Origin of the sequence: Paracoccus solventivorans (genome assembly GCF_900142875.1) — a bacterium.
GTDB classification, from domain to species: domain Bacteria; phylum Pseudomonadota; class Alphaproteobacteria; order Rhodobacterales; family Rhodobacteraceae; genus Paracoccus; species Paracoccus solventivorans.
This window is the reverse complement of the sequence record NZ_FRCK01000002.1, coordinates 48,050-66,676: the sequence shown is the minus strand read 5'-3', so window position 1 is coordinate 66,676 and position 18,627 is coordinate 48,050. Positions and strand designations below refer to the sequence as shown.

At 70.7% G+C, this 18,627-nt stretch carries 21 protein-coding genes; 10 read left to right on the top strand and 11 right to left on the bottom strand.

All coding sequences use genetic code 11. The features are described from left to right. Positions 1 to 110: 110 nt before the first annotated feature. Positions 111 to 1,115 carry a methylmalonyl Co-A mutase-associated GTPase MeaB gene (gene meaB, locus BUB57_RS03600; protein ID WP_073062321.1) on the bottom strand — a complete coding sequence of 335 codons (1,005 nt, stop codon included), beginning with the start codon at positions 1,113 to 1,115 and terminating at the stop codon, positions 111 to 113. A 222-nt stretch (positions 1,116 to 1,337) separates the two neighbouring features. Between meaB and rpmB the strand changes: the two genes are divergently transcribed. From rpmB to BUB57_RS03585, 3 genes are all read left to right on the top strand, one after another. Beyond that, the gene (gene rpmB / locus BUB57_RS03595; protein ID WP_073063571.1) at positions 1,338 to 1,613 is read left to right on the top strand and encodes a 50S ribosomal protein L28; all 276 of its coding nucleotides are present in this window, start codon (positions 1,338 to 1,340) and stop codon (positions 1,611 to 1,613) included. A 205-nt stretch (positions 1,614 to 1,818) separates the two neighbouring features. Beyond that, complete coding sequence (locus BUB57_RS03590) at positions 1,819 to 2,163, top strand: hypothetical protein (RefSeq protein WP_143159608.1); 345 nt, start codon at positions 1,819 to 1,821, stop codon at positions 2,161 to 2,163. Positions 2,164 to 2,201: 38 nt separating this feature from the next. Continuing rightward, positions 2,202 to 2,675 carry a copper chaperone PCu(A)C gene (locus BUB57_RS03585; protein ID WP_073062314.1) on the top strand — a complete coding sequence of 158 codons (474 nt, stop codon included), beginning with the start codon at positions 2,202 to 2,204 and terminating at the stop codon, positions 2,673 to 2,675. Between the two features lie 94 nt (positions 2,676 to 2,769). On the opposite strand, the gene mnmH is transcribed toward BUB57_RS03585, so the two are convergent. Both mnmH and BUB57_RS03575 read right to left on the bottom strand, forming a co-directional pair. Next, positions 2,770 to 3,846 (bottom strand): tRNA 2-selenouridine(34) synthase MnmH, encoded by a 1,077-nt coding sequence (gene mnmH / locus BUB57_RS03580; protein ID WP_073062310.1) that lies wholly within the window; start codon positions 3,844 to 3,846, stop codon positions 2,770 to 2,772. A 2-nt stretch (positions 3,847 to 3,848) separates the two neighbouring features. Further along, complete coding sequence (locus BUB57_RS03575; RefSeq protein WP_073063568.1) at positions 3,849 to 4,460, bottom strand: L,D-transpeptidase; 612 nt, start codon at positions 4,458 to 4,460, stop codon at positions 3,849 to 3,851. Between the two features lie 450 nt (positions 4,461 to 4,910). Here BUB57_RS03575 and BUB57_RS03570 point away from each other — a divergent pair, with 450 nt between their 5' ends. Beyond that, a complete protein-coding gene (locus tag BUB57_RS03570) occupies positions 4,911 to 7,331 on the top strand; it encodes a heavy metal translocating P-type ATPase (protein ID WP_073062307.1) in 2,421 nt (806 codons plus the stop codon). 146 nt (positions 7,332 to 7,477) lie between these two features. Here the strand turns inward: BUB57_RS03570 and BUB57_RS03565 are convergent, their stop codons facing one another. The 3 genes from BUB57_RS03565 to BUB57_RS03555 form a co-directional block, all read right to left on the bottom strand. Continuing rightward, positions 7,478 to 8,167, bottom strand: coding sequence for an NAD-dependent deacylase (locus BUB57_RS03565; RefSeq protein WP_073062304.1), 690 nt, complete (start codon positions 8,165 to 8,167; stop codon positions 7,478 to 7,480). Then, a complete protein-coding gene (locus BUB57_RS03560; RefSeq protein ID WP_073062300.1) occupies positions 8,164 to 8,466 on the bottom strand; it encodes a hypothetical protein in 303 nt (100 codons plus the stop codon). The genes BUB57_RS03565 and BUB57_RS03560 overlap by 4 nt, the downstream gene beginning before the upstream one ends. A gap of 222 nt (positions 8,467 to 8,688) precedes the next feature. After that, positions 8,689 to 8,877 carry a heavy-metal-associated domain-containing protein gene (locus tag BUB57_RS03555; RefSeq protein WP_073062297.1) on the bottom strand — a complete coding sequence of 63 codons (189 nt, stop codon included), beginning with the start codon at positions 8,875 to 8,877 and terminating at the stop codon, positions 8,689 to 8,691. A 100-nt stretch (positions 8,878 to 8,977) separates the two neighbouring features. Here BUB57_RS03555 and BUB57_RS03550 point away from each other — a divergent pair, with 100 nt between their 5' ends. The 4 genes from BUB57_RS03550 to BUB57_RS03535 all read left to right on the top strand — a co-directional run bounded on the left by BUB57_RS03550 (position 8,978) and on the right by BUB57_RS03535 (position 12,511). After that, positions 8,978 to 9,964, top strand: a complete 987-nt coding sequence (locus BUB57_RS03550) for a DMT family transporter (protein ID WP_234951975.1) — start codon at positions 8,978 to 8,980, stop codon at positions 9,962 to 9,964. A gap of 41 nt (positions 9,965 to 10,005) precedes the next feature. Then, positions 10,006 to 11,805 (top strand): translation elongation factor 4, encoded by a 1,800-nt coding sequence (lepA, locus tag BUB57_RS03545; RefSeq protein WP_073062294.1) that lies wholly within the window; start codon positions 10,006 to 10,008, stop codon positions 11,803 to 11,805. Between the two features lie 121 nt (positions 11,806 to 11,926). Beyond that, positions 11,927 to 12,241 carry a TraR/DksA family transcriptional regulator gene (locus tag BUB57_RS03540; protein ID WP_073062291.1) on the top strand — a complete coding sequence of 105 codons (315 nt, stop codon included), beginning with the start codon at positions 11,927 to 11,929 and terminating at the stop codon, positions 12,239 to 12,241. Positions 12,242 to 12,307: 66 nt separating this feature from the next. Further along, entirely contained in the window at positions 12,308 to 12,511 is a 204-nt protein-coding gene (locus BUB57_RS03535) for a hypothetical protein (RefSeq protein WP_073062288.1), read from the top strand. Positions 12,512 to 12,517: 6 nt separating this feature from the next. Here the strand turns inward: BUB57_RS03535 and BUB57_RS03530 are convergent, their stop codons facing one another. After that, positions 12,518 to 13,285, bottom strand: coding sequence for an alpha/beta fold hydrolase (locus tag BUB57_RS03530; protein WP_073062286.1), 768 nt, complete (start codon positions 13,283 to 13,285; stop codon positions 12,518 to 12,520). A 79-nt stretch (positions 13,286 to 13,364) separates the two neighbouring features. Here BUB57_RS03530 and BUB57_RS03525 point away from each other — a divergent pair, with 79 nt between their 5' ends. After that, positions 13,365 to 13,748, top strand: a complete 384-nt coding sequence (locus BUB57_RS03525) for a hypothetical protein (protein ID WP_073062283.1) — start codon at positions 13,365 to 13,367, stop codon at positions 13,746 to 13,748. Between the two features lie 157 nt (positions 13,749 to 13,905). Here the strand turns inward: BUB57_RS03525 and glyA are convergent, their stop codons facing one another. Continuing rightward, on the bottom strand, positions 13,906 to 15,189 hold the full coding sequence (glyA, locus tag BUB57_RS03520; RefSeq protein WP_073062280.1) for a serine hydroxymethyltransferase: 1,284 nt from the start codon (positions 15,187 to 15,189) through the stop codon (positions 13,906 to 13,908). A 156-nt stretch (positions 15,190 to 15,345) separates the two neighbouring features. Between glyA and BUB57_RS03515 the strand changes: the two genes are divergently transcribed. Then, a complete protein-coding gene (locus tag BUB57_RS03515; RefSeq protein WP_073063561.1) occupies positions 15,346 to 16,098 on the top strand; it encodes an NAD kinase in 753 nt (250 codons plus the stop codon). Positions 16,099 to 16,125: 27 nt separating this feature from the next. Here the strand turns inward: BUB57_RS03515 and BUB57_RS03510 are convergent, their stop codons facing one another. From BUB57_RS03510 to lpdA, 3 genes are all read right to left on the bottom strand, one after another. Further along, the gene (locus BUB57_RS03510) at positions 16,126 to 16,419 is read right to left on the bottom strand and encodes a DUF2218 domain-containing protein (RefSeq protein WP_073062276.1); all 294 of its coding nucleotides are present in this window, start codon (positions 16,417 to 16,419) and stop codon (positions 16,126 to 16,128) included. Positions 16,420 to 16,475: 56 nt separating this feature from the next. Further along, the gene (locus BUB57_RS03505; protein WP_073062273.1) at positions 16,476 to 16,973 is read right to left on the bottom strand and encodes a lytic transglycosylase domain-containing protein; all 498 of its coding nucleotides are present in this window, start codon (positions 16,971 to 16,973) and stop codon (positions 16,476 to 16,478) included. A gap of 203 nt (positions 16,974 to 17,176) precedes the next feature. Beyond that, positions 17,177 to 18,565, bottom strand: a complete 1,389-nt coding sequence (lpdA, locus tag BUB57_RS03500) for a dihydrolipoyl dehydrogenase (protein WP_073062270.1) — start codon at positions 18,563 to 18,565, stop codon at positions 17,177 to 17,179. Positions 18,566 to 18,627: the final 62 nt, after the last annotated feature.

Here is an 18,627-nt window from a genome sequence, read left to right as displayed (position 1 = left end):
CCGATTCGCGCGGGCGCGCAGCCGCGGATCGGGCGTTTATTTCCGGGCTGTCAGGGCGGGGGCCAGCCCCCGCGCCCCCGGATATTTGGGCACCAAAGACCGGGCCGAGGTCAGCCGAGGAAGTCGAGCATGTCCGCGGCGGCGGCCACCGGGTCGGCCTGGCCGGTGGCCACTTGCGCGCCGAGCGTGGCCAGCTTCGATGCGGCGGGTTCGCGCTCCAGCCGGGCGAGCAGCCCGGCGCGGACTTCGGACAGGAACCAGCTTTGCGCCTGTTCGGCGCGGTGGCGGTCGAAATGGCTGGTCTCGCGCCGCCATCGGGCCAGCGCCTGCATTTCCTCCCAGGCGCGCGACAGCCCGTCGCCCTCGACGGCGGAGACCGGCAGCGCCTTGGGAAAGCCTTCGGGGTCCTGCGGGCGCTTGCGCAGCAGCCGCAGCGCGCCCGCGTAATCCGAGACGGTGCGGTTGGCGGTGGCCTTGAGCTCTCCATCCGCCTTGTTGACCAGGATCAGGTCGGCCATTTCCATGATCCCGCGCTTGACGCCCTGCAATTCGTCGCCGCCCGCGGGAGCCAGCAGCAGAACGAACAGGTCGCTCATTTCCGCCACCAGCGTTTCCGACTGTCCGACGCCCACCGTCTCGATCAGCACCACGTCAAAGCCCGCGGCCTCGCACAGCCGCACGGTCTCGCGGGTGCGCCGGGCGACGCCGCCCAGTTCCGCGCGCGAGGGCGAGGGGCGGATATAGGCGTTCGGGTCGCGCGACAGCTGCTCCATCCGCGTCTTGTCGCCCAGGATCGAGCCGCCCGAGCGCGCCGAGGACGGATCGACCGCCAGCACCGCCACCCTCAGCCCCAGCCCGGTCAGCATCAACCCGAACGCCTCGATGAAGGTGGACTTGCCCACCCCCGGCGTACCCGACAGCCCGATCCGTAGCGCCTGCCGCCGGGGCAGGGCGGCCAGCAGCGCCACCGCCTGTTCGCGGTGATCGGCGCGGGTGCTTTCGATCAGGGTGATCGCGCGGGCCAGCGCGCGGCGTTCCCCCGCCGCCACGCGGGCGGCAAGCTCCGCGGCGAGATCGGCGGCAGGATCACGGGCGGCGGCAAGAGTCTCGGGCATCGTCGGTCCCTCTGGCTGGCGGTTGCCGGTGTGGTATTGGTCCGGGGCGCCCTTGCCAAGCCTGCGGGCCGCCGCAGGGGGCGCGGCGATTCGGGGTTGACGCAGGGCGCGGGCGACCCTATCCACGCACAACGGATTTCCGGGCGCTGCCTTGGCAAGCGCCCTTTCAATTTCCGGCACCGGCCGCAGCGGGGCCGGTCGCTGCAACGAAGGATCAAGATCATGTCGCGCGTCTGCGAACTGACCGGCAAGGGGCCGATGTCCGGCAACACCATTAGCCATGCCAACAACAAGAACCGCCGCCGGTTCCTGCCGAACTTGAACGACGTCACGCTGATGTCGGACAAGCTGGGGCAGTCCTATTCGCTGCGCATCTCGGCCGCGGCGCTGCGCTCGGTCGACCACCGCGGCGGGCTGGATGCGTTCCTGGCCAAGGCCAAGGACGACGAGCTGTCGCCCCGCGCGCTGAAGATCAAGCGCGACCTGGCCAAGGCCTGACCGCCCGCGGGCGGGTCGCGGCGCCATGGCCCACCGGGTCTGCTGCGATTCGCCCCGTCCTGTGCATGCCTGCTGCAAGCCCTGCCCGAACGGCGGGGCTTTGCGCGTTGCGCACCCGGCGGTCCCCCTGTCCCGCCGGCGTCCCTGCCGGATACCCCCCTTGGTCCCCGGCCTCTCACCGCGTAGACTGCCGGCGATGATCCCGATGCTGCGCCTGTCCCTCGTCCTGCTGATGCTGCTGACCAGCATTGCGCTGGGGATGGCGCGCGGGCAGCTGCGCCATGGGACCGAGGTGGTGCTGTGCACCGGCAGCGCCGTGGTGGTCGTCACCCGCGCCGCCCTGCCGGGCGAGCCGGGCCCCCAGGGCCACGCCCATTACTGCCCCGACATGGCGACGGCGCTGATCGCTGCGCTGGACCTGCCGCCGGTGCTGCCCCGGCGCCCGGCCGGGCCGCCGCAGGCCACCCTGCTGGCCGCCGCCCCTGTTCCCGCCACGGCGGATCGTCCCACCCCCCAGGCCCGCGGCCCGCCGCCGCCGCTGCTGGGTTGAGAACGACGATACTGTCACATCAGGAACGAGAGATTTCCATGAACCGCACTTCCTTCATCGCGGCCGCGCTGGCGGCCATCCTGCCCGCGGCCGTGCTGGCGCAGGACATCACCGTGACCGACGCCTATGCCCGCTCGACCAACCCCTCGGTCGGCGCCGCCTTCATGTCGATCACCAACAACGGCAGCGCCGATTGCGTGCTGGGCGCGGCCAGCGCCCCGCAGGTCACCGACCGCGCCGAGCTGCACACCCATGTCGAGGAAAACGGCGTGATGTCGATGGTGCAGGTCGACAGCATCACCATCCCCGCCGGCACTACCCACGCGCTGGAGCGGGGCGGCGATCACGTCATGTTCATGGCCACCAAGGCCCCGATGGCGCAGGGCGATGAGTTCGAGCTGACGCTGGACTTCGGCGCCTGCGGCACGGTGCCGGTGGCGCTGCGGGTGGACAACGACTTCGCCCCCGCCGGCGGAAATGACGATCACAGCGGCCATGGCGCCGCGCACTGAACCAGAGGGCTTCTTTCTGGTAAAAATACCCTACGGGGGTCCCGGGGGTGGAAAACCCCCGGTTGCGGCCGCGCAGATCGCGCGGCCGTTCCCTTTACAGACCCTGCGGATGCAGCCCGGCCACCGCGGCCTCGACCCGGGCGGCGGCATCGTCCAGCCCGGCCGCGTCCAGCCGCGCGACCTCGATCACCGCGCGCTCAAGCGCGTCGTGGCGGGCGCGGTGCTTTTCATAGCGCGGGTCGTAATGGTGGCGCATCAGCCCCTCGGCGAGCGCCGCCCATTCGCCGCGCTGCGCGAGGGTGCGCCAGTCCTCGATCCGCTCGGCCGGGTGCAGGGGGGCAAGCCGGGCGACGGTGGCCTCGACCCGGCCGGGTTCCAAGACCGCATCGGCATAGGCGCGGGCGGTATAGGCGGCACGGGCCGCCACCGGCACCGACAGCCGCAGCCGCGGTGCCTCGCAGATCGCGCGCCACATCGCCCGGGGCAGCGCCAGCCCGCCGATGCGAGAGCTTTCGGCCTCGACCACCACCGGCCGCGCGGGATCGAGCCCGGCCAGCGCCAGCGCCAGCCGCGTCTCGAACAGCTTCTGCGCCGGCTGGCCGCCGGGGCGGGCGCCGAACAGGCTGCCGCGGTGGTTGGCCAGCCCCTCGAGGTCGACCACCTGCACCCCGCGCGCGGCCAGACGGTGCAGGATCTCGGTCTTGGCGGCGCCGGTATTGCCGTCCAGCACCACCACCGGCGCGGGCGGGCCGCGGCGTTCCACCTGATCCAGCACCAGCGCGCGCCAGCTTTTCCAGCCGCCCGACAGCCGCGCGGTGCGCCAGCCGATCTGTGCCAGGATCGTGGCGAACGCGCCGGAACGCTGCCCGCCGCGCCAGCAATAGACCAGCGGCCGCCAGCCGCCGCCATGCCCAGCCAGCGGCCCCGCCACATGGCGCGCGACATTGGCCGCGGCCAGCGCGCCGCCGATCTTGCGGGCCTGAAAGGGCGAGACCTGCTTGTAGATGGTGCCGACCTCGGCCCGCTGCGCGTCGTCCAGCACCGGCAGGTTGATCGCGCCGGGCAGGTGGTCCTCGGCGAACTCGGACGGCGAGCGCGCGTCGATGATCGCATCGAACCCGGCGCCTGCCAGCCCGGTCAGAGAGGTCAGCTGGAACTCGGCCGGCTGCAAGCTCAGTAGACGTAGACCGGGGTGCCCAGCGGCACCTTGTCGAACAGGTCCATCACCGCCTCGTTGCGCATGCGGATGCAGCCGTTCGACACCGCCCGCCCGATCGACCCCGGCTCGGTGGTGCCGTGGATGCGGATCGAGGTGTCCTGCCCGGACACGGTGTGCAGATACAGCGCCCGTGCGCCCAGCGGGTTTTGCGGCCCGCCCGGCATCCCGTTGGCGTATTTGGCATATTGCTCGGGCTTGCGCTCGATCATCGCGGGGGTGGGGGTCCAGCTGGGCCATTCCACCTTGCGCCCGACCACGGCGCGGCCTTTCCACACCAGCTCGGCAGTGCCGACGGCGACGCCGTAGCGCACCGCCCGGCCCGGGGCGATCACATGGTAAAGATAATACTGGTTCGACACCACGATGATCGAGCCGACCTCGAACCCGTCGCGGATCGCGACCTCGGTCGGGGCGGGGTCATAAGGGGCGCGGCTGCGCGGTGCGGCCGGGGTCGCGGCAGCAGCGGCAGGCGCGGCGGCGGCCGTGGGCCGTGCCGCCTGCGCCAGCAGCGCCGAGGGCGCGGCCATGAGCGGCAGCGACAGCATCATCATCTGGCGGCGGTTCATGCGGCCGGTCATCGGTGTCCTGTCCCCCGTTGATTTCGGGTGTGGTTTCAGACTTGGTTTCGGGCCCCAGCGCTAACCTGCGGCGGCGGCGGTTTCAACTCAAAGCGGCGTGACGGTTGCAGCGGCGCGGTTTCGCGCCCATATCGGGACGGCGTAAGGAACCCTGCCCATGTGCTGCCAGCCCCGCAAATCGATCCCGACCGTCGCCCGCGCGCCGCGCCGCGCCGCGGTGCGCCCGGCGCATCTGTGCCGTGGGCAGGGCGGGCGCGGCTGCCGCTGTCACCAGCGCGGGCGCCGGGTCACCGCGCAGCCCCCGCGCGTCGCGCAGCCCCGGGACCGGATGCCGCCGCGGCGCCCGGCCGAGGCTGCGGCCGAGCCGCCGGGCCGTCCGCAGGGCCCGCCGGCCCGCTTCTTCGATCCTGACATCCATGCGAATCGAAGAGGCATCCCATGCAACACCCCAGACAGATCGAACTGCAGCTCGAGGGCCTGAGCTGCGCCTCCTGCGTTGGCCGGGCGGAACGCGCGCTTGCCGCCGTGCCCGGCGTCGCCGCGGCCAGCGTCAACCTGGCCACCCGCCGCGCCCGGCTGGAGCTTGACGACACGGCCGCCCTTGCCCCCGCGATCGAGGCCGTGGGCCGCGCCGGCTACCCCGCCGCGCTGGACAGCACCCGGCTGTCGGTCGAGGGCATGACCTGCGCCTCGTGCACCGGGCGGGTCGAGCGCGCGCTGCTGGCCCTGCCCGGCGTCGCCGAAGCTGTCGCCAACCTCGCCACCCGCTCGGTCACCGTCACCCATGCGCCGGGGATTTCCCCGCAGGCGCTGGCGGGCACGGTGACACGCGCGGGCTACAAGGCCAGCGCGCCCGAGGACGCCCCCGACGCCCCGCCGCCCGAGGATGAGGCCGGCGCGATGCGCCGCCGGATGATCCTGTCTGCGGCGCTGACCCTGCCGGTGTTCATCGCCGAGATGGGCGGCCACGCCTACCCGCCGTTCCACCACTGGCTGATGTCGGTGGTCGGCACGCAGCCGCTGTGGATCCTGCAGTTCCTGCTGACCCTGGCGGTGCTGGCCGGGCCGGGGCGGATCTTCTTTACCATCGGCATTCCGGCGCTGCTGCGCGGCGCGCCGGAAATGAACAGCCTGGTGGCGATGGGGGCGGGGGCGGCGTTCCTTTACTCCACAGTCGCCACATTCGCGCCCGGCGTGCTGCCCGAGGGCGGCGTGCATGTGTATTACGAGGCCGCGGCCGTCATCGTCACCCTGATCCTGCTGGGCCGCTGGCTCGAGGCGCGGGCGCGGGGCCGGGCGGGGCAGGCGATCCGGCGGCTGGTCGAGCTCGCCCCCGCCACCGCCCGCGTCATCCGCGCGGGCGAGCCGGTCGAGGTCGCGGTGGCCGAGCTGGTCCCCGGCGATCTGGTGCAGCTGCTGCCCGGCGGCCGTGTCGCCGTCGATGGCGAGCTGGTCGAGGGCGAGGGCGCCATCGACGAATCCATGCTGACCGGCGAGCCGCTGCCCGTCGCCAAGGCCCCCGGAGATCCGGTGACCGGGGGGACGGTGAACGGAGCCTCGGCGCTGGTCTACCGGGTGACCGCCACGGGCGCCGACACCGCGCTGGCGCGGATCGTGCGCATGGTCGAGGACGCGCAGGCCGCCAAGCTGCCGGTGCAGGGGCTGGTCGACCGGGTGACGCGGGTGTTCGTGCCGGTGGTGATCGCGCTGGCGATGCTGAGCTTTGCGGTCTGGCTGGCGCTGGGGGCGGGGCTGGCGGTGGCGCTGGTGTCCGCCATCTCGGTGCTGATCATCGCCTGCCCCTGTGCGATGGGGCTGGCGGTGCCGGTCTCGATCATGGTCGGCACCGGGCGCGGGGCCGAGCTGGGGATCCTGTTCCGCCGCGGCGATGCGTTGCAGCGGCTGGCCGACGCGCGGGTGGTCGGGTTCGACAAGACCGGCACGCTGACCATGGGCCGCCCGGCACTGGTCGCGCTGGAGGTCGCGGGCGGGGTTGCCGAGGATGAGGTCCTGCGACTGGCCGCCGGCGCCGAGGCGCAGTCCGAACATCCGCTGGCCGCGGCGGTGATCGAGGCGGCGCGGGCGCGCGGAATTGCGCCTGCCGCGGCCAGCGGCGTGTCGGCCTCGGCCGGGCGCGGGCTGGCGGCGACGGTCGAGGGCCGCGCGGTGCTGATCGGCAATGCCCGCGCCCTGTCCGAGGCCGGGATCTCTCCCGAGCCCGCGCTGATCGCCCGCGCCGAGGCGCTGTCGGCCGAGCCCGCGACCCCGGTGCATGTGGCGCTGGACGGTGCCCATGTGGCGGTGATGGCCATGGCCGACCCGCTGCGCGAGACCTCGGCCGCGGCGATTGCCGGGCTGCACGGGCTCGGCATCCAGACGCGGCTGATTTCCGGCGACGTGCAGGCGGCGGCGGATGCGGTCGGCGCCCGGCTGGGCATGGACCACGTCACCGGCGGCGTCCTGCCCGAGGGCAAGCTGGACGCGATCCGCGCCATGGGCGAGGGCAGCGTCTTCGTCGGCGACGGCATCAACGACGCCCCGGCGCTGGCCGCCGCCGAGACCGGCATCGCCATCGGCTCGGGCACCGACGTGGCGATCGAGGCGGCCGAGGTGGTGCTGTCCTCGGGCGATCCGGCCTCGGTCCCCCGCGCCATCCGGCTGAGCCGGGCGGTGATGCGCAACATCAGGCAGAACCTGTTCTGGGCCTTCGCCTATAACGTGGCGCTGATCCCGGTGGCGATGGGGGTGCTGGTGCCCTTCGGCGGGCCGCGGCTGTCGCCGATGCTGGGGGCGGCGGCGATGGCGCTGTCCTCGGTGTTCGTGGTGACCAATGCGCTGAGGCTGCGGCGGTTTTCGTGAGTGCAAGCATGGGACCGGGGCTCTGCCCCGGGCCACTGCCGTGGCCTTCCTCGCTGAAAACAGTCCACTGGACTGTTTTCCGGGCGCTCGAAAGCCCGCGGAATATTTCCGGACAGAAGAAAAAGGGGGCCGGGACGGCGCGCGCCTCAGTCCAGCAGCGCCGCGACCCAGGCGGGGACGGTGCTGGTGGCCGGGCCTTGGATCACGCGGTCGAAGCGGCCGGGGGCGGTGGCGGCGAGGTTGAGCTCGACCGTTTCCGCGCCGTTGTCGCGGGCCACGTCGACGAAGCCCGCGGCCGGGTAGACATTGCCCGAGGTTCCGATCGCCGCGAAGATGTCGGCGCGGTCGAGCGCCTGTTCGATGCGGTCCATGTGATAGGGCATCTCTCCGAACCAGACGATGTCGGGGCGCGCGCCGGGGGTGGCGCAGTCGGGGCAGGGCAGGCCCACCGCCATGGTCCGGGGCGCCGGCCAGCGCCGGGCGCAGGCGGGGCAGAGCGCCTGGTCCAGCCGCCCGTGCATGTGGATCACGTCGCGCGCGCCTGCATGTTCCAGCAGCGTGTCGACATTCTGGGTGATCAGGGTGACGCCCTCGGCCCGGCTCAGCCGCGCCAGCGCCTGATGCGCGGCATTGGGGCGGGCGGCGGCCGCTCCGGCGCGGCGCTGGTCGTAGAAGCGCAGCACCAGTGCCGGGTCGTGGCGGAACGCCTGCGGCGTCGCCACATCCTCGACCCGGTGCTGTTCCCACAGGCCCCCGCCATCGCGAAACGTGGCCAGCCCGCTTTCGGCGGACAGCCCCGCGCCGGTCAGCACCACGATGCGGGGGCGGCGGCTCATCGCCCGCAATAGGCCTCGGCGGTGCTGGCGAAGGTCTTGTAGCGCGCCCAGAACTGGTTGTCGGCGGCGGTCTTGGACATGCGCACGTCCTGCGCCTGCTGGGCGTCCTTGAAGAACCCGGCCGCCCGGCGCTGGTCGGCGCGCGACAGCGTCATGTTGGCGACCTGCTGGATGCAGCCGCACAGCCCGGGGCTGCGCGCGCCGCGGTCGGAACGGATGCAGGCGTTGTCGATGGGACCGGCCACGGCAAAGGGGGTGGTCAGCAGGATGGCGGCCACGGCCACGACGGGTTTCATCATGGGAATCTCCTGTCCTCGGGGTGCTGCGCTTGCGGCAGTCGTTTGTCTTGGTGTCCGCCGGTGGCGGCTGTGCCGGAAAATACCACCGCCGCGGGTGCGGGGCAACAAAACCCGCGCCCGTTCCATGGGCAGTGGTGTCGCAGGCGGCGGCCACCAGATGCGGCCCTTGCGGGGCGCGGCGGTCCGGTGGCCCGGGACGCGTGGGCGCGAATCGCGCGCCAGTCAGCTCGCGGGGGTGGCGCTGTAGCCGGCCTCGGCCAGCACCGCGGTGGCGCGGGCGACGTCGAGCCCCGAGACGGTCACCGTGCGGCTGTCCAGATCGACCGCGGCGGTTCCCCCGGCGGCGGCGATCGCCTGTTCGATGGCGGCGCGGCAATGGCCGCAGCTCATGTCTGGAACGTGGAACTTCATGGCGGTGCCTTTGGTGCTTGACGGAACAGCGGCAGTCTAGCACTGGCTGGGGCATGACCGCCATATCCGCCATCCAGATCCCGCCCCGAAAGCCGCTGCCGTGACCGGGGATCCCCGCCTCCAGCGCCCTGCCGCGCCGGTGCCCGGTGCCGTTCCGGTGGCGCCGGCGCTGCCGTCCTCGATCGGGCCCGCGCCGGCGCCGCTGCCCGACCCCGCGGCGGGCAATCGCCGGGCGGTGGTGCTGATGACCGGCTCGATGGCGGCCTTCGCGTTTGAGGATGCGCTGATCAAGACCCTGTCGGCCAGCCTGCCGGCGGGGCAGGTGCTGGCGACCATCGGCGTGCTGGGGATGGTGGTGTTCTGGGTGCTGCTGGCCCGGCAGGGCGGGCGGCTGTGGACCCGCGACCTGCTGGCGCGGCCGGTGCTGCTGCGCAACCTGGGCGAGGTCGTGGGCTCGATGGGTTTCGTCATGGCGCTGGCACTGACCGACCTGTCCTCGGCCTCGGCGATCCTGCAGGCGCTGCCGCTGGCGCTGGTGCTGGGCGGCGCGCTGTTTCTGGGCGAACGCGTGGGCTGGCGGCGCTGGACCGCGATCCTGGTCGGGTTCGCGGGGGTGCTGATGATCATCCGCCCCGGCACCGGCGGGTTCGAGCCGCGTTCGGTGCTGGCGCTGATCGGGGTGGCGGGGCTGGCGCTGCGCGACCTGGCCACGCGGCGGATGCCGCGCCATATCCTGTCGCACCAGCTGTCGGCCAGCGCCTTTGCCACGCTGATCCCCGGCGGGCTGGCGCTGGCCCTGCTGCGGGGCGAGGCGCTGCGCCTGCCCACCCCGGCCGAGGCCGCAGGCTTTGCCGCCTGCATCACCGTCGGCGTCGCGGGCTATGCGATGATGATCGTGGCGACCCGGGTGGGCGAGGCCTCGCTGGTCGCGCCCCTGCGCTATACGCGGCTGGTCTTTGCGCTGGTGGTGGCGGTGGTGGTGTTCGGCGAACGCCCCGACGCGTTGACGCTGGCCGGGGCCGCGCTGATCGTGGGTTCCGGCGCTTTCGCCATGTGGCGCGAACTGCGGCTGGCGGGGCGCCGCTAAGCCCCCTTTCCGCAACGCGCGGGGCGCTGTAATAGCGGCGCATGACCCAGCTTGATCTCATCCGCAACTTCTCGATCGTGGCCCATATCGACCACGGCAAATCCACGCTGGCCGACCGGCTGATCCAGCTGACCGGCACCGTCGCCGAGCGCGACATGAAAGAGCAGATGCTCGACAGCATGGATATCGAGCGCGAGCGCGGCATCACCATCAAGGCCAACACGGTGCGGATCAGCTATCCGGCCAGGGACGGCCAGACCTATGTGCTGAACCTGATCGACACCCCCGGCCACGTCGACTTCGCCTATGAGGTCAGCCGGTCCATGCGTGCGGTCGAGGGCAGCCTGCTGGTGGTGGATGCGACGCAGGGGGTCGAGGCGCAGACGCTGGCCAACGTCTATCAGGCCATCGATGCGGGGCACGAGATCGTCCCGGTGCTGAACAAGATCGACCTGCCCGCGGCGGAACCCGCGCGGGTCAAGGAACAGATCGAGGATGTGATCGGCATCGACGCCCAGGACGCGGTGGAGATTTCCGCCAAGACCGGCCTTGGCATCCCCGACGTTCTGGAAGCCATCGTCACCCGCCTGCCCGCCCCCAAGGGCGACCGTGATGCGGCGTTGAAGGCGATGCTGGTCGACAGCTGGTACGACCCATATCTGGGCGTCGTGGTGATGATCCGGGTCATGGACGGGGTGATCCGCAAGGGCGACCAGGTGCGCATGATGCAGACCGGCGCCAGCTACCGGCTGGACAAGCTGGCGGTGCTGACCCCGGCGATGAAGGACATCGCCGAGCTGGGCCCGGGCGAGATCGGGGTGTTCACCGCCTCGATCAAGCAGGTCCGCGACACCCGCGTCGGCGACACCATCACCCATGAGCGCAAGCCGACCGACGTGCCGCTGCCCGGCTTCAAGCCCGCGCAGCCGGTGGTGTTCTGCGGCCTGTTCCCGGTCGACGCCAACGACTTCGAGGCGCTGCGCGACGCCATCGAGAAGCTGGCGCTGAACGACGCCAGCTTCAGCTATGAGATGGAGACCTCGGCCGCGCTCGGCTTCGGCTTCCGCTGCGGGTTCCTGGGGCTGCTGCACCTCGAGGTGATCCGCGACCGGCTGGAACGCGAATACGACCTGGACCTGATCACCACCGCCCCCAGCGTGGTGTTCCACCTGTTCATGCGCGACGGCGAGATGCGCGACCTGCACAACCCCGCCGACATGCCCGACCTGACCCTGGTCGACCATATCGAGGAACCGCGCATCAAGGCCACGATCATGGTGCCCGACGAATATCTGGGCGACGTGCTGAAACTGTGCCAGGACCGCCGCGGCATCCAGCTGGACCTGACCTATGCCGGCAACCGCGCCATGGTGATCTATGACCTGCCGCTGGCCGAGGTGGTGTTCGACTTCTACGACCGGCTGAAATCGGTCACCAAGGGCTATGCCAGCTTCGATTACCAGATCAGCGAATACCGCGAGGATCACCTGGTCAAGATGTCGATCCTGGTCAACGACGAGCCGGTGGACGCGCTGTCGATCATGGTCCACCGCGACCGCGCCGAGGCCCGCGGCCGCGCCATGGTCGAAAAGCTGAAGGACCTGATCCCCCGCCACATGTTCAAGATTCCGATCCAGGCGGCCATCGGGGGCCGCGTGATCGCCCGCGAAACCCTCGCCGCCCTGCGCAAGGACGTGACCGCGAAGTGCTACGGCGGCGACGCGACGCGGAAGAAAAAACTGCTGGAAAAGCAGAAGGCCGGGAAGAAGAAGATGCGCCAGTTCGGCAAGGTGGAGATCCCGCAGAGCGCGTTCATCTCGGCGTTGAAGATGGATTCCTGACCCGGCTGCGGGGCAGCTGCGCGCAAACCCCCGCACCTGCCCGCGACCTTCGGCCCCTTGCGGGCCACTTGACGCAAGCCGTTGTCTCGCCCCACTCTCTCCCGAACGACCGGAGAGAGCCATGACCCCCGAGACTGCCCGCAAGATCCTGACTGCCCGCCGTGATGAGCTGCTGGCCTCGCTGCTGTCGATCGAGGATCAGCTCGACGATCCCATGCCGCAGGACTGGGACGATGCCGCGACCGAGCGGCAGGGGGATGAGGTGCTGTCGGCGCTGGGGCTTTCCGATCAGGCCGAGCTGCGCCGGATCGACGCGGCGCTGGCGCGGATCGAGGCGGGGGAATACGGCGATTGCGTGCGCTGCGGCAATCCGATCCCGCCCAAGCGGCTGGAACTGCTGCCCGACACCCCGTTCTGCGCCAATTGCGCGGTCTGATCTGGATCAAGGCGCCAGCGGCGAAGTTATTCAGAATAGGGCGGAAATCTGCTGAAAGGGTCGCGAATGCCGCGTCTGTTCCTGCTGCTTCTGTCGGTCTCGATGGCCACGCTTGCCGGTGTCGGCGTGATCGTGGCGCTGGTCATGGGGTATTATCACTGGCAGCCGATCGCGCTGTCGGCGGCCATCGGGGCGGCGATCTCGCTGCCGGTCAGCTGGTATGCGGCGGGCCGGATCCAGGACATGGATCCGCTGGACGGCCCGGAATAACGCCCCTCAGCCGTTCAGGAACGCGGCCACTCGGCCGGGCACCTCGGCCGGCTTTTCCGCGTGCAGCCAGTGACCGGCACCGGGGAGACAGGCGATCTCGGCCTGCGGGAACAGCGTGCGGATCGCGGCCTTCCCTTCGGCCTCGACATAGGGGCTGTTGCCGCCATGCAGGAACAGCGCCGGGCCGGTGAACTTGGTGCCGCCTGCGGGCCAGCCGGTCAGCTGCCCCATCTGCGTGCGTAGCGCTGCCAGGTTCATCTTCCACCGCGGCGGCTGCGCCTTCAGGTCCAGCGATTGCAGCAGGAACGCCCGCACCCCGGGGTCGTCCAGCTGCGCGGCCAGCGCCCGGTCGGCGGCACTGCGGCTGCTGATGCCGGTCAGGTCGGTCGCCTCGAGCGCGTCGATAATGCCGGTCTGGCTGTGCTCATAGGCGACCGGGGCGATGTCCAGCGCCACCAGCCGCCGCACAAGCTCGGGCCGGGTCAGCGCCAGCCACATCGCGGCCTTGCCGCCCATGGAGTGCCCGACCACATCGGCCCGCCCGCCATGGGAGGCGATCACCCCGGCCAGATCCGCGGCCATCGCCTCGTAATCATGCCTTGGGTCCCAGGGCGAATCGCCGTGGTTGCGCATGTCGACGGCGATCACCTGCCGCGTCTCGGCCAAGGCGCGGGCGATCACCCCCAGGTTGCGGGCCTGCCCGAACAATCCGTGGGCCAGCAAGACGGGTGGCAGCGGGCCGGCAGCGCCGGTGATGGTCAGCGACAGTTCCATGCCCCTGCTCTAGCCGTTCTGGCGAAGCCGCGACAAGGGGCATATCCTGCCGTCAAGAATCGCGGAAAGCAGGGGACCGATGGCGCAGGACGACGTGCGGGCGATGGCTGACGAGGTCGCCGCCCTGATGGCGCAACGGCTGGGCGGCGCGCGGCGGGGCAGCCAGCCCGACCTTGCCACCATGATCCGCCGCCGTGGCGGTGCGCTGCCGCGCCGGCAGCGGCGGGCGGCGCAGGTGCTGCTCAGGGCGCAGGCGCAGGCCGCCAGCCCCAAAGTCGCGCGGCAGATGGACAGCACCGCCGCCGCCCGCGCCCATGCCGAGCTGCTGCGCTATCTGCGGCCGCTGGGCGCCTCGGCCCGCTGGCAGGCGGGGGCGCTGAATGTGGCGGCGGCGGTGATGATGGGGCTGCTGCTGGTGGGTGCGGTCGCCGTCTGGATCATGGTCCGCCGCGGTCTGGCCTGACGACAAAAGGCGCCCCGGCAAGGGCGCCTCTTTCTTCCTTGTGAAAATATCCCCGGGCTTCCGAGCGCCTGAAAACAGTCCAGTGGACTGTTTTCAGCGAGGAAGGCCGCGGCGGCGGCCCGGGGCAGCGCCCCGGTCCTGCGGCGTCGCCGTGCGCTCACATCCCCGCGTAAAGCGGAAACTTCGCGCACAGCGCCTTGACCTCGGCGGCCACGCGGGCCTCGACCTCGGCATTGCCGTTCTCGCCCTCGGCGGCCAGCCCGTCGACCACCTCGACGATCCAGCGGGCGATCTGGCGGAACTCGGCCTCGCCGAAGCCGCGGGTGGTGCCGGCGGGGGTGCCCAGGCGGATGCCGCTGGTAACGAACGGCTTTTCCGGGTCGAAGGGAACGCCGTTCTTGTTGCAGGTGATATGAGCGCGCCCCAGCGCGGCCTCGGTCGCCTTGCCGGTCACCCCCTTGGGGCGCAGGTCGGCCAGCATCAGGTGGTTGTCGGTACCGCCCGACACGATGTCGATGCCGCCCTTCATCAGCTCATCCGCCATGGCGCGGGCATTCGCCACCACCTGCGCGGCGTAGTCCTTGAACGAGGGCTCCAGCGCCTCGCGCAGCGCCACCGCCTTGGCGGCGATCACATGCATCAGCGGCCCGCCCTGCAGCCCGGGGAACACCGCCGAGTTGATCTTTTTCGCGATCTCCGGGTCGTTGGTCAGCACCATGCCGCCGCGCGGCCCGCGCAGGGATTTATGCGTCGTGGTGGTCACCACATGCGCATGGGGCAGGGGCGAGGGATGCTGCCCGCCCGCGACCAGCCCGGCGATATGGGCCATGTCCACCATCAGATACGCGCCAATCTCGTCGGCGATGGCGCGGAAGGCGGCCCAGTCCCAGACGCGGGAATAGGCGGTGCCGCCGGCCACGATCAGCTTGGGCTTGTGCTCCAGCGCCCTGGCGCGGATCTCTTCCATGTCCAGCAGCTGGTCCTGGGGCCGCACGCCATAGCTGAGCACGTTGAACCACTTGCCCGACATGTTCACCGGCGAGCCATGGGTCAGGTGCCCGCCCGAGTTCAGGTCCAGCCCCATGAAGGTGTCGCCGGGCTGCAGCAGCGCCAGGAACACCGCCTGGTTCATCTGCGACCCCGAGTTCGGCTGCACGTTGGCGAAATTGCAGCCGAACAGCTGCTTGGCGCGCTCGATCGCCAGATCCTCGACGATATCGACGAACTGGCAGCCGCCGTAATAGCGCTTGCCCGGGTAGCCCTCGGCATATTTGTTGGTCAGCACCGAGCCCTGCGCCTCGAGCACGGCGCGGCTGACGATGTTCTCGGATGCGATCAGCTCGATCTCGTCGCGCTGGCGGCCCAGCTCCTTGCCGATGGCGTCAAAGATCTCGGGGTCGCGCTGCGAAAGGGGGGCGGTGAAAAACGCGCTGTCGGTCATGTTGTCCTCCGGGCCGGGGTTCGACCGCCTGTTAGCGGCTTTGCGCGGAGGTGGCCAGCGGGGGCGGCGGAAAACCTGCGTCCACCTCGGGTTGCGCGGCCGCAAACAGCCCGGCTGCCCTTGCCAAGCCCGCCGTCAGGTGCATGGATGCGCGCCATGACTGCGATCCATTTCTGTGCCAGCGACACCGATACCGCCCTGACTGCGCTGGGGCGGCTGATGCAGCGCTATGGTCAGGTGCCGGCGACGCGGGCCGATGTGGTGGTGGCGCTGGGGGGGGACGGGTTCCTGCTGTCCACGCTGCGCCAGAATCTGGGCAAGCCGGTCTACGGGATGAACCGCGGCACCGTCGGCTTTCTGATGAACGATTATTCCGAGGACGGTCTGCACGAGCGCATCGCCGCGGCCGAGGAAACCGTGATCAACCCGCTGTCGATGGTGGCGGGCGCCCCGGACGGCACCGAATCCCGGGCGCTGGCGATCAACGAGGTCAGCATGCTGCGCACCGGCCCGCAGGCGGCCAGCGTCCGCGTCACCGTCGACGGGCGCGTGCGGATGGAAGAGCTGGTCTGCGACGGGCTGATGGTGGCGACGCCCGCCGGCTCCACCGCCTACAACTATTCCGCGGGCGGGCCGATCCTGCCGATGGGCTCGGACGTGCTGGCGCTGACGCCGATCGCCTCGTTCCGGCCGCGGCGCTGGCGGGGCGCCATCCTGCGCCATGATTCGGTGATCCGGCTGGATGTGCTGGACGCGGCCAAGCGCCCGGTGATGGCGGACGCCGATTCCAAGCAGGTCGACCGGGTGCTGTGGGTCGAGATCCGCAGCGAGCCGCGCATCGCGCACCGGCTGCTGTTCGACCACGGCCACGGGATGGAGGAACGGATGATGCGCGAGCAGTTCCTGTAACCAGGCCGCTCGCGCGCCGGGCGGGGCTCAGCCCTGCCAGTCGAAGCTCAGCTGCTCGCGAAAGGCGAAGCGCTCGATATGGGCGTCGATGACCCGCTGCGTGGCCGCGGCCGATTCGGCCGGGGCGATCAGCGCGATGGTCAGCGCCTGCGGTCCGGCGGTCAGGGTGATCACCCGGTCGTCGGGCATCGCGATCCGGCCCTGGTTCGGATCGAACTCGACCTCGAACTTGTGGGCCCAGTGCTTGCAGAGCTGTTGCAGATATCGGCTGCCGTGTTCGGTGGCGACGGTGCAGGTGGTGTGGGTCAGATTCTGGGTCATGTCCCCGACCTAAGGCGGCGCTGCGCGATAGACAAGCGCGGCGCGCAGCACCCGGCTCAGCGCAGTCCGGTGGCTTCCAGCAGCCCCTTGCGCTTGGCCTCGTAGTAATAGCCGCGCGCATACCATTTGACCGCCGCGTCGTGGTTGCCGTCGGCGACCATATAGGCGCCGCGCAGGTATTTGACGCCGTATTTCAGGTTGGTCTCGGCATCCAGCAGCCCGGCGGGCTCTCCGCGATAGCCCATGCCGCGGGCGGTCGCGGGCAGGATCTGCATCAGCCCGTAATAGGGGCCGTTGCGGGCCCCGGGGCGATGGCGGCTTTCGCGGATCACCACCCGGTGCACCAGTGCCTCGGGGACGCCGTAAAGCCGGGAATATTTCTGGATCAGCGCCCGCAGCTCGGGGGTCTCGTTGGGATGCAGCGCGGTCTGCGGCGCCCGCGGCTCGGCGAAATACATGGCGTCGGGCTTGCCGCCGCCACAGGCGGACAACGCTGCGACCAGCGCCAGCGCGCCAAGCCGGCGAGTGGTGGGCCGGGGGATGGAAAGGGTCATCACTGCCTCGGGTGGTTTCTTCCTGTGATTTCGCCCTGCTTAACGTGCCGGACCCGGCGCCGTCAGTCGCAAAACAGGCCCCGCAGGCCGCCAGCGCCGCTGTCGGCGAGAAATCGCCGAGGCTTCTTTCTGGTGAAAATACCCCCGCCGGAGGCAAGGCCGGGCGCCCGCCCGGCCTTTCCCCATCGTCACGGGGCCTCGTCTCAGACGTGGATGGCGCCGTCGCCGCAAGCCAGCGCGGCCTCGCGCACCGCTTCGGAGACGGTGGGATGGGCGTGGCAGGTCAGCGCCACATCCTCGGCCGAGGCCCCGAACTCCATCGCCACGCAGATCTCGTGGATCATCTCGCCGGCGCCGGGGCCGATGATGTGGCAGCCGAGAATGCGGTCGGTGTCGGCATCGGCGATCAGCTTGACGAAGCCCTCGGCCTGCAGCATCGCCTTGGCGCGGGCGTTGCCCATCAGCGGGAACTTGCCGGTCTTGACCTTGCGCCCCGTGGCCTTCGCGGCTTCCTCGGTCAGCCCGACCGAGGCGATTTCCGGGGTGGTGTAGATCACGCCGGGGATCACGTCGTAATTCACGTGCCCATGCTTGCCGGCGATGACCTCGGCCACGGCCATGCCCTCGTCCTCGGCCTTGTGGGCCAGCATCGGGCCGGGCACCGCGTCGCCGATGGCGTAGATGCCGGGGACATTCGTCGCCCATGTCGCATCCACCGCGATCTGGCCGCGCTCGGTCAGCTGCACCCCCAGCGCCTCCAGCCCCAGCCCATCGTGGAACGGCCGGCGGCCGGTGGCGACCAGCACCACATCCGCCGCGATCCGCTGTTCCTCGCCGCCCTTTTTCGGCGCATAGACCACGGTCGCGCCGCTGTCGCTGGCCTCGACCCCCGACACCGCGGCGCCGAGGATGAACTTGAAGCCCTGCTTGGTCAGGATCTTCTGGAAGCTCTTCTGCACCTCGGCGTCCATGCCGGGGGTGATCGCGTCCAGATATTCGACCACCGTTACCTGCGCGCCCAGCCGGCTGTAGACCGAGCCGAGTTCCAGCCCGATCACGCCCGCGCCGATCACCACCATGGTTTCGGGGATCGTCTTCAGCGCTAACGCGCCGGTGGAATCGACCACCACGCCCGCATCGTTGTCGACCTGCACCCCCTTCAGCGCAGAGGGCACCGAGCCCGAGGCGATGACGATGTTCTTCGTCTCGTGCACCGTATCGCCGACCTTGACCTTGCCCGGCGCCTCGATGCTGGCCCAGCCCTTCAGCCAGTCGATCTTGTTCTTCTTGAACAGGAACTCGATGCCCTTGGTGTTGGTGCCGACGGTTTCGTCCTTGTAGCCCTGCATCCGGCCCCAGTCGATGTCGGCCGTCGCGTTCATCAGCCCCAGCTTGGCGAAGTTCTCGTGCAGCTCATGCGCCATGTGGCTGGCATGCAGCAGTGCCTTGGACGGGATGCAGCCCACGTTCAGGCAGGTGCCGCCCAGGGTTTCGCGCCCCTCGACACAGGCGACCTTGAGCCCCAGCTGCGCCGCGCGGATGGCGCAGACATAGCCACCGGGGCCGGCGCCGATGACGATCAGATCATACATCACTTGGTCCTTTGTTGATGACCGCCGGCCCGGGGGCTTCGCGCCCCCGGGCCCCCGCGGGA

What these genes read in the sequence shown, in the direction of transcription:
- BUB57_RS03575 (WP_073063568.1), bottom strand. Translation starts at nt 4,460, where the DNA reads ATGAACCGCCGCCAGATGATGATGCTGTCGCTGCCGCTCATGGCCGCG.
- BUB57_RS03515 (WP_073063561.1), top strand. Translation starts at nt 15,346, where the DNA reads ATGACTGCGATCCATTTCTGTGCCAGCGACACCGATACCGCCCTGACT.
- BUB57_RS03535 (WP_073062288.1), top strand. Translation starts at nt 12,308, where the DNA reads ATGCCGCGTCTGTTCCTGCTGCTTCTGTCGGTCTCGATGGCCACGCTT.
- BUB57_RS03555 (WP_073062297.1), bottom strand. Translation starts at nt 8,877, where the DNA reads ATGAAGTTCCACGTTCCAGACATGAGCTGCGGCCATTGCCGCGCCGCC.
- BUB57_RS03530 (WP_073062286.1), bottom strand. Translation starts at nt 13,285, where the DNA reads ATGGAACTGTCGCTGACCATCACCGGCGCTGCCGGCCCGCTGCCACCC.
- BUB57_RS03505 (WP_073062273.1), bottom strand. Translation starts at nt 16,973, where the DNA reads ATGACCCTTTCCATCCCCCGGCCCACCACTCGCCGGCTTGGCGCGCTG.
- BUB57_RS03590 (WP_143159608.1), top strand. Translation starts at nt 1,819, where the DNA reads ATGCTGCGCCTGTCCCTCGTCCTGCTGATGCTGCTGACCAGCATTGCG.
- lpdA (WP_073062270.1), bottom strand. Translation starts at nt 18,565, where the DNA reads ATGTATGATCTGATCGTCATCGGCGCCGGCCCCGGTGGCTATGTCTGC.
- BUB57_RS03585 (WP_073062314.1), top strand. Translation starts at nt 2,202, where the DNA reads ATGAACCGCACTTCCTTCATCGCGGCCGCGCTGGCGGCCATCCTGCCC.
- BUB57_RS03570 (WP_073062307.1), top strand. Translation starts at nt 4,911, where the DNA reads ATGCAACACCCCAGACAGATCGAACTGCAGCTCGAGGGCCTGAGCTGC.
- meaB (WP_073062321.1), bottom strand. Translation starts at nt 1,115, where the DNA reads ATGCCCGAGACTCTTGCCGCCGCCCGTGATCCTGCCGCCGATCTCGCC.
- rpmB (WP_073063571.1), top strand. Translation starts at nt 1,338, where the DNA reads ATGTCGCGCGTCTGCGAACTGACCGGCAAGGGGCCGATGTCCGGCAAC.
- lepA (WP_073062294.1), top strand. Translation starts at nt 10,006, where the DNA reads ATGACCCAGCTTGATCTCATCCGCAACTTCTCGATCGTGGCCCATATC.
- BUB57_RS03540 (WP_073062291.1), top strand. Translation starts at nt 11,927, where the DNA reads ATGACCCCCGAGACTGCCCGCAAGATCCTGACTGCCCGCCGTGATGAG.
- BUB57_RS03565 (WP_073062304.1), bottom strand. Translation starts at nt 8,167, where the DNA reads ATGAGCCGCCGCCCCCGCATCGTGGTGCTGACCGGCGCGGGGCTGTCC.
- glyA (WP_073062280.1), bottom strand. Translation starts at nt 15,189, where the DNA reads ATGACCGACAGCGCGTTTTTCACCGCCCCCCTTTCGCAGCGCGACCCC.
- BUB57_RS03525 (WP_073062283.1), top strand. Translation starts at nt 13,365, where the DNA reads ATGGCGCAGGACGACGTGCGGGCGATGGCTGACGAGGTCGCCGCCCTG.
- BUB57_RS03510 (WP_073062276.1), bottom strand. Translation starts at nt 16,419, where the DNA reads ATGACCCAGAATCTGACCCACACCACCTGCACCGTCGCCACCGAACAC.
- BUB57_RS03560 (WP_073062300.1), bottom strand. Translation starts at nt 8,466, where the DNA reads ATGATGAAACCCGTCGTGGCCGTGGCCGCCATCCTGCTGACCACCCCC.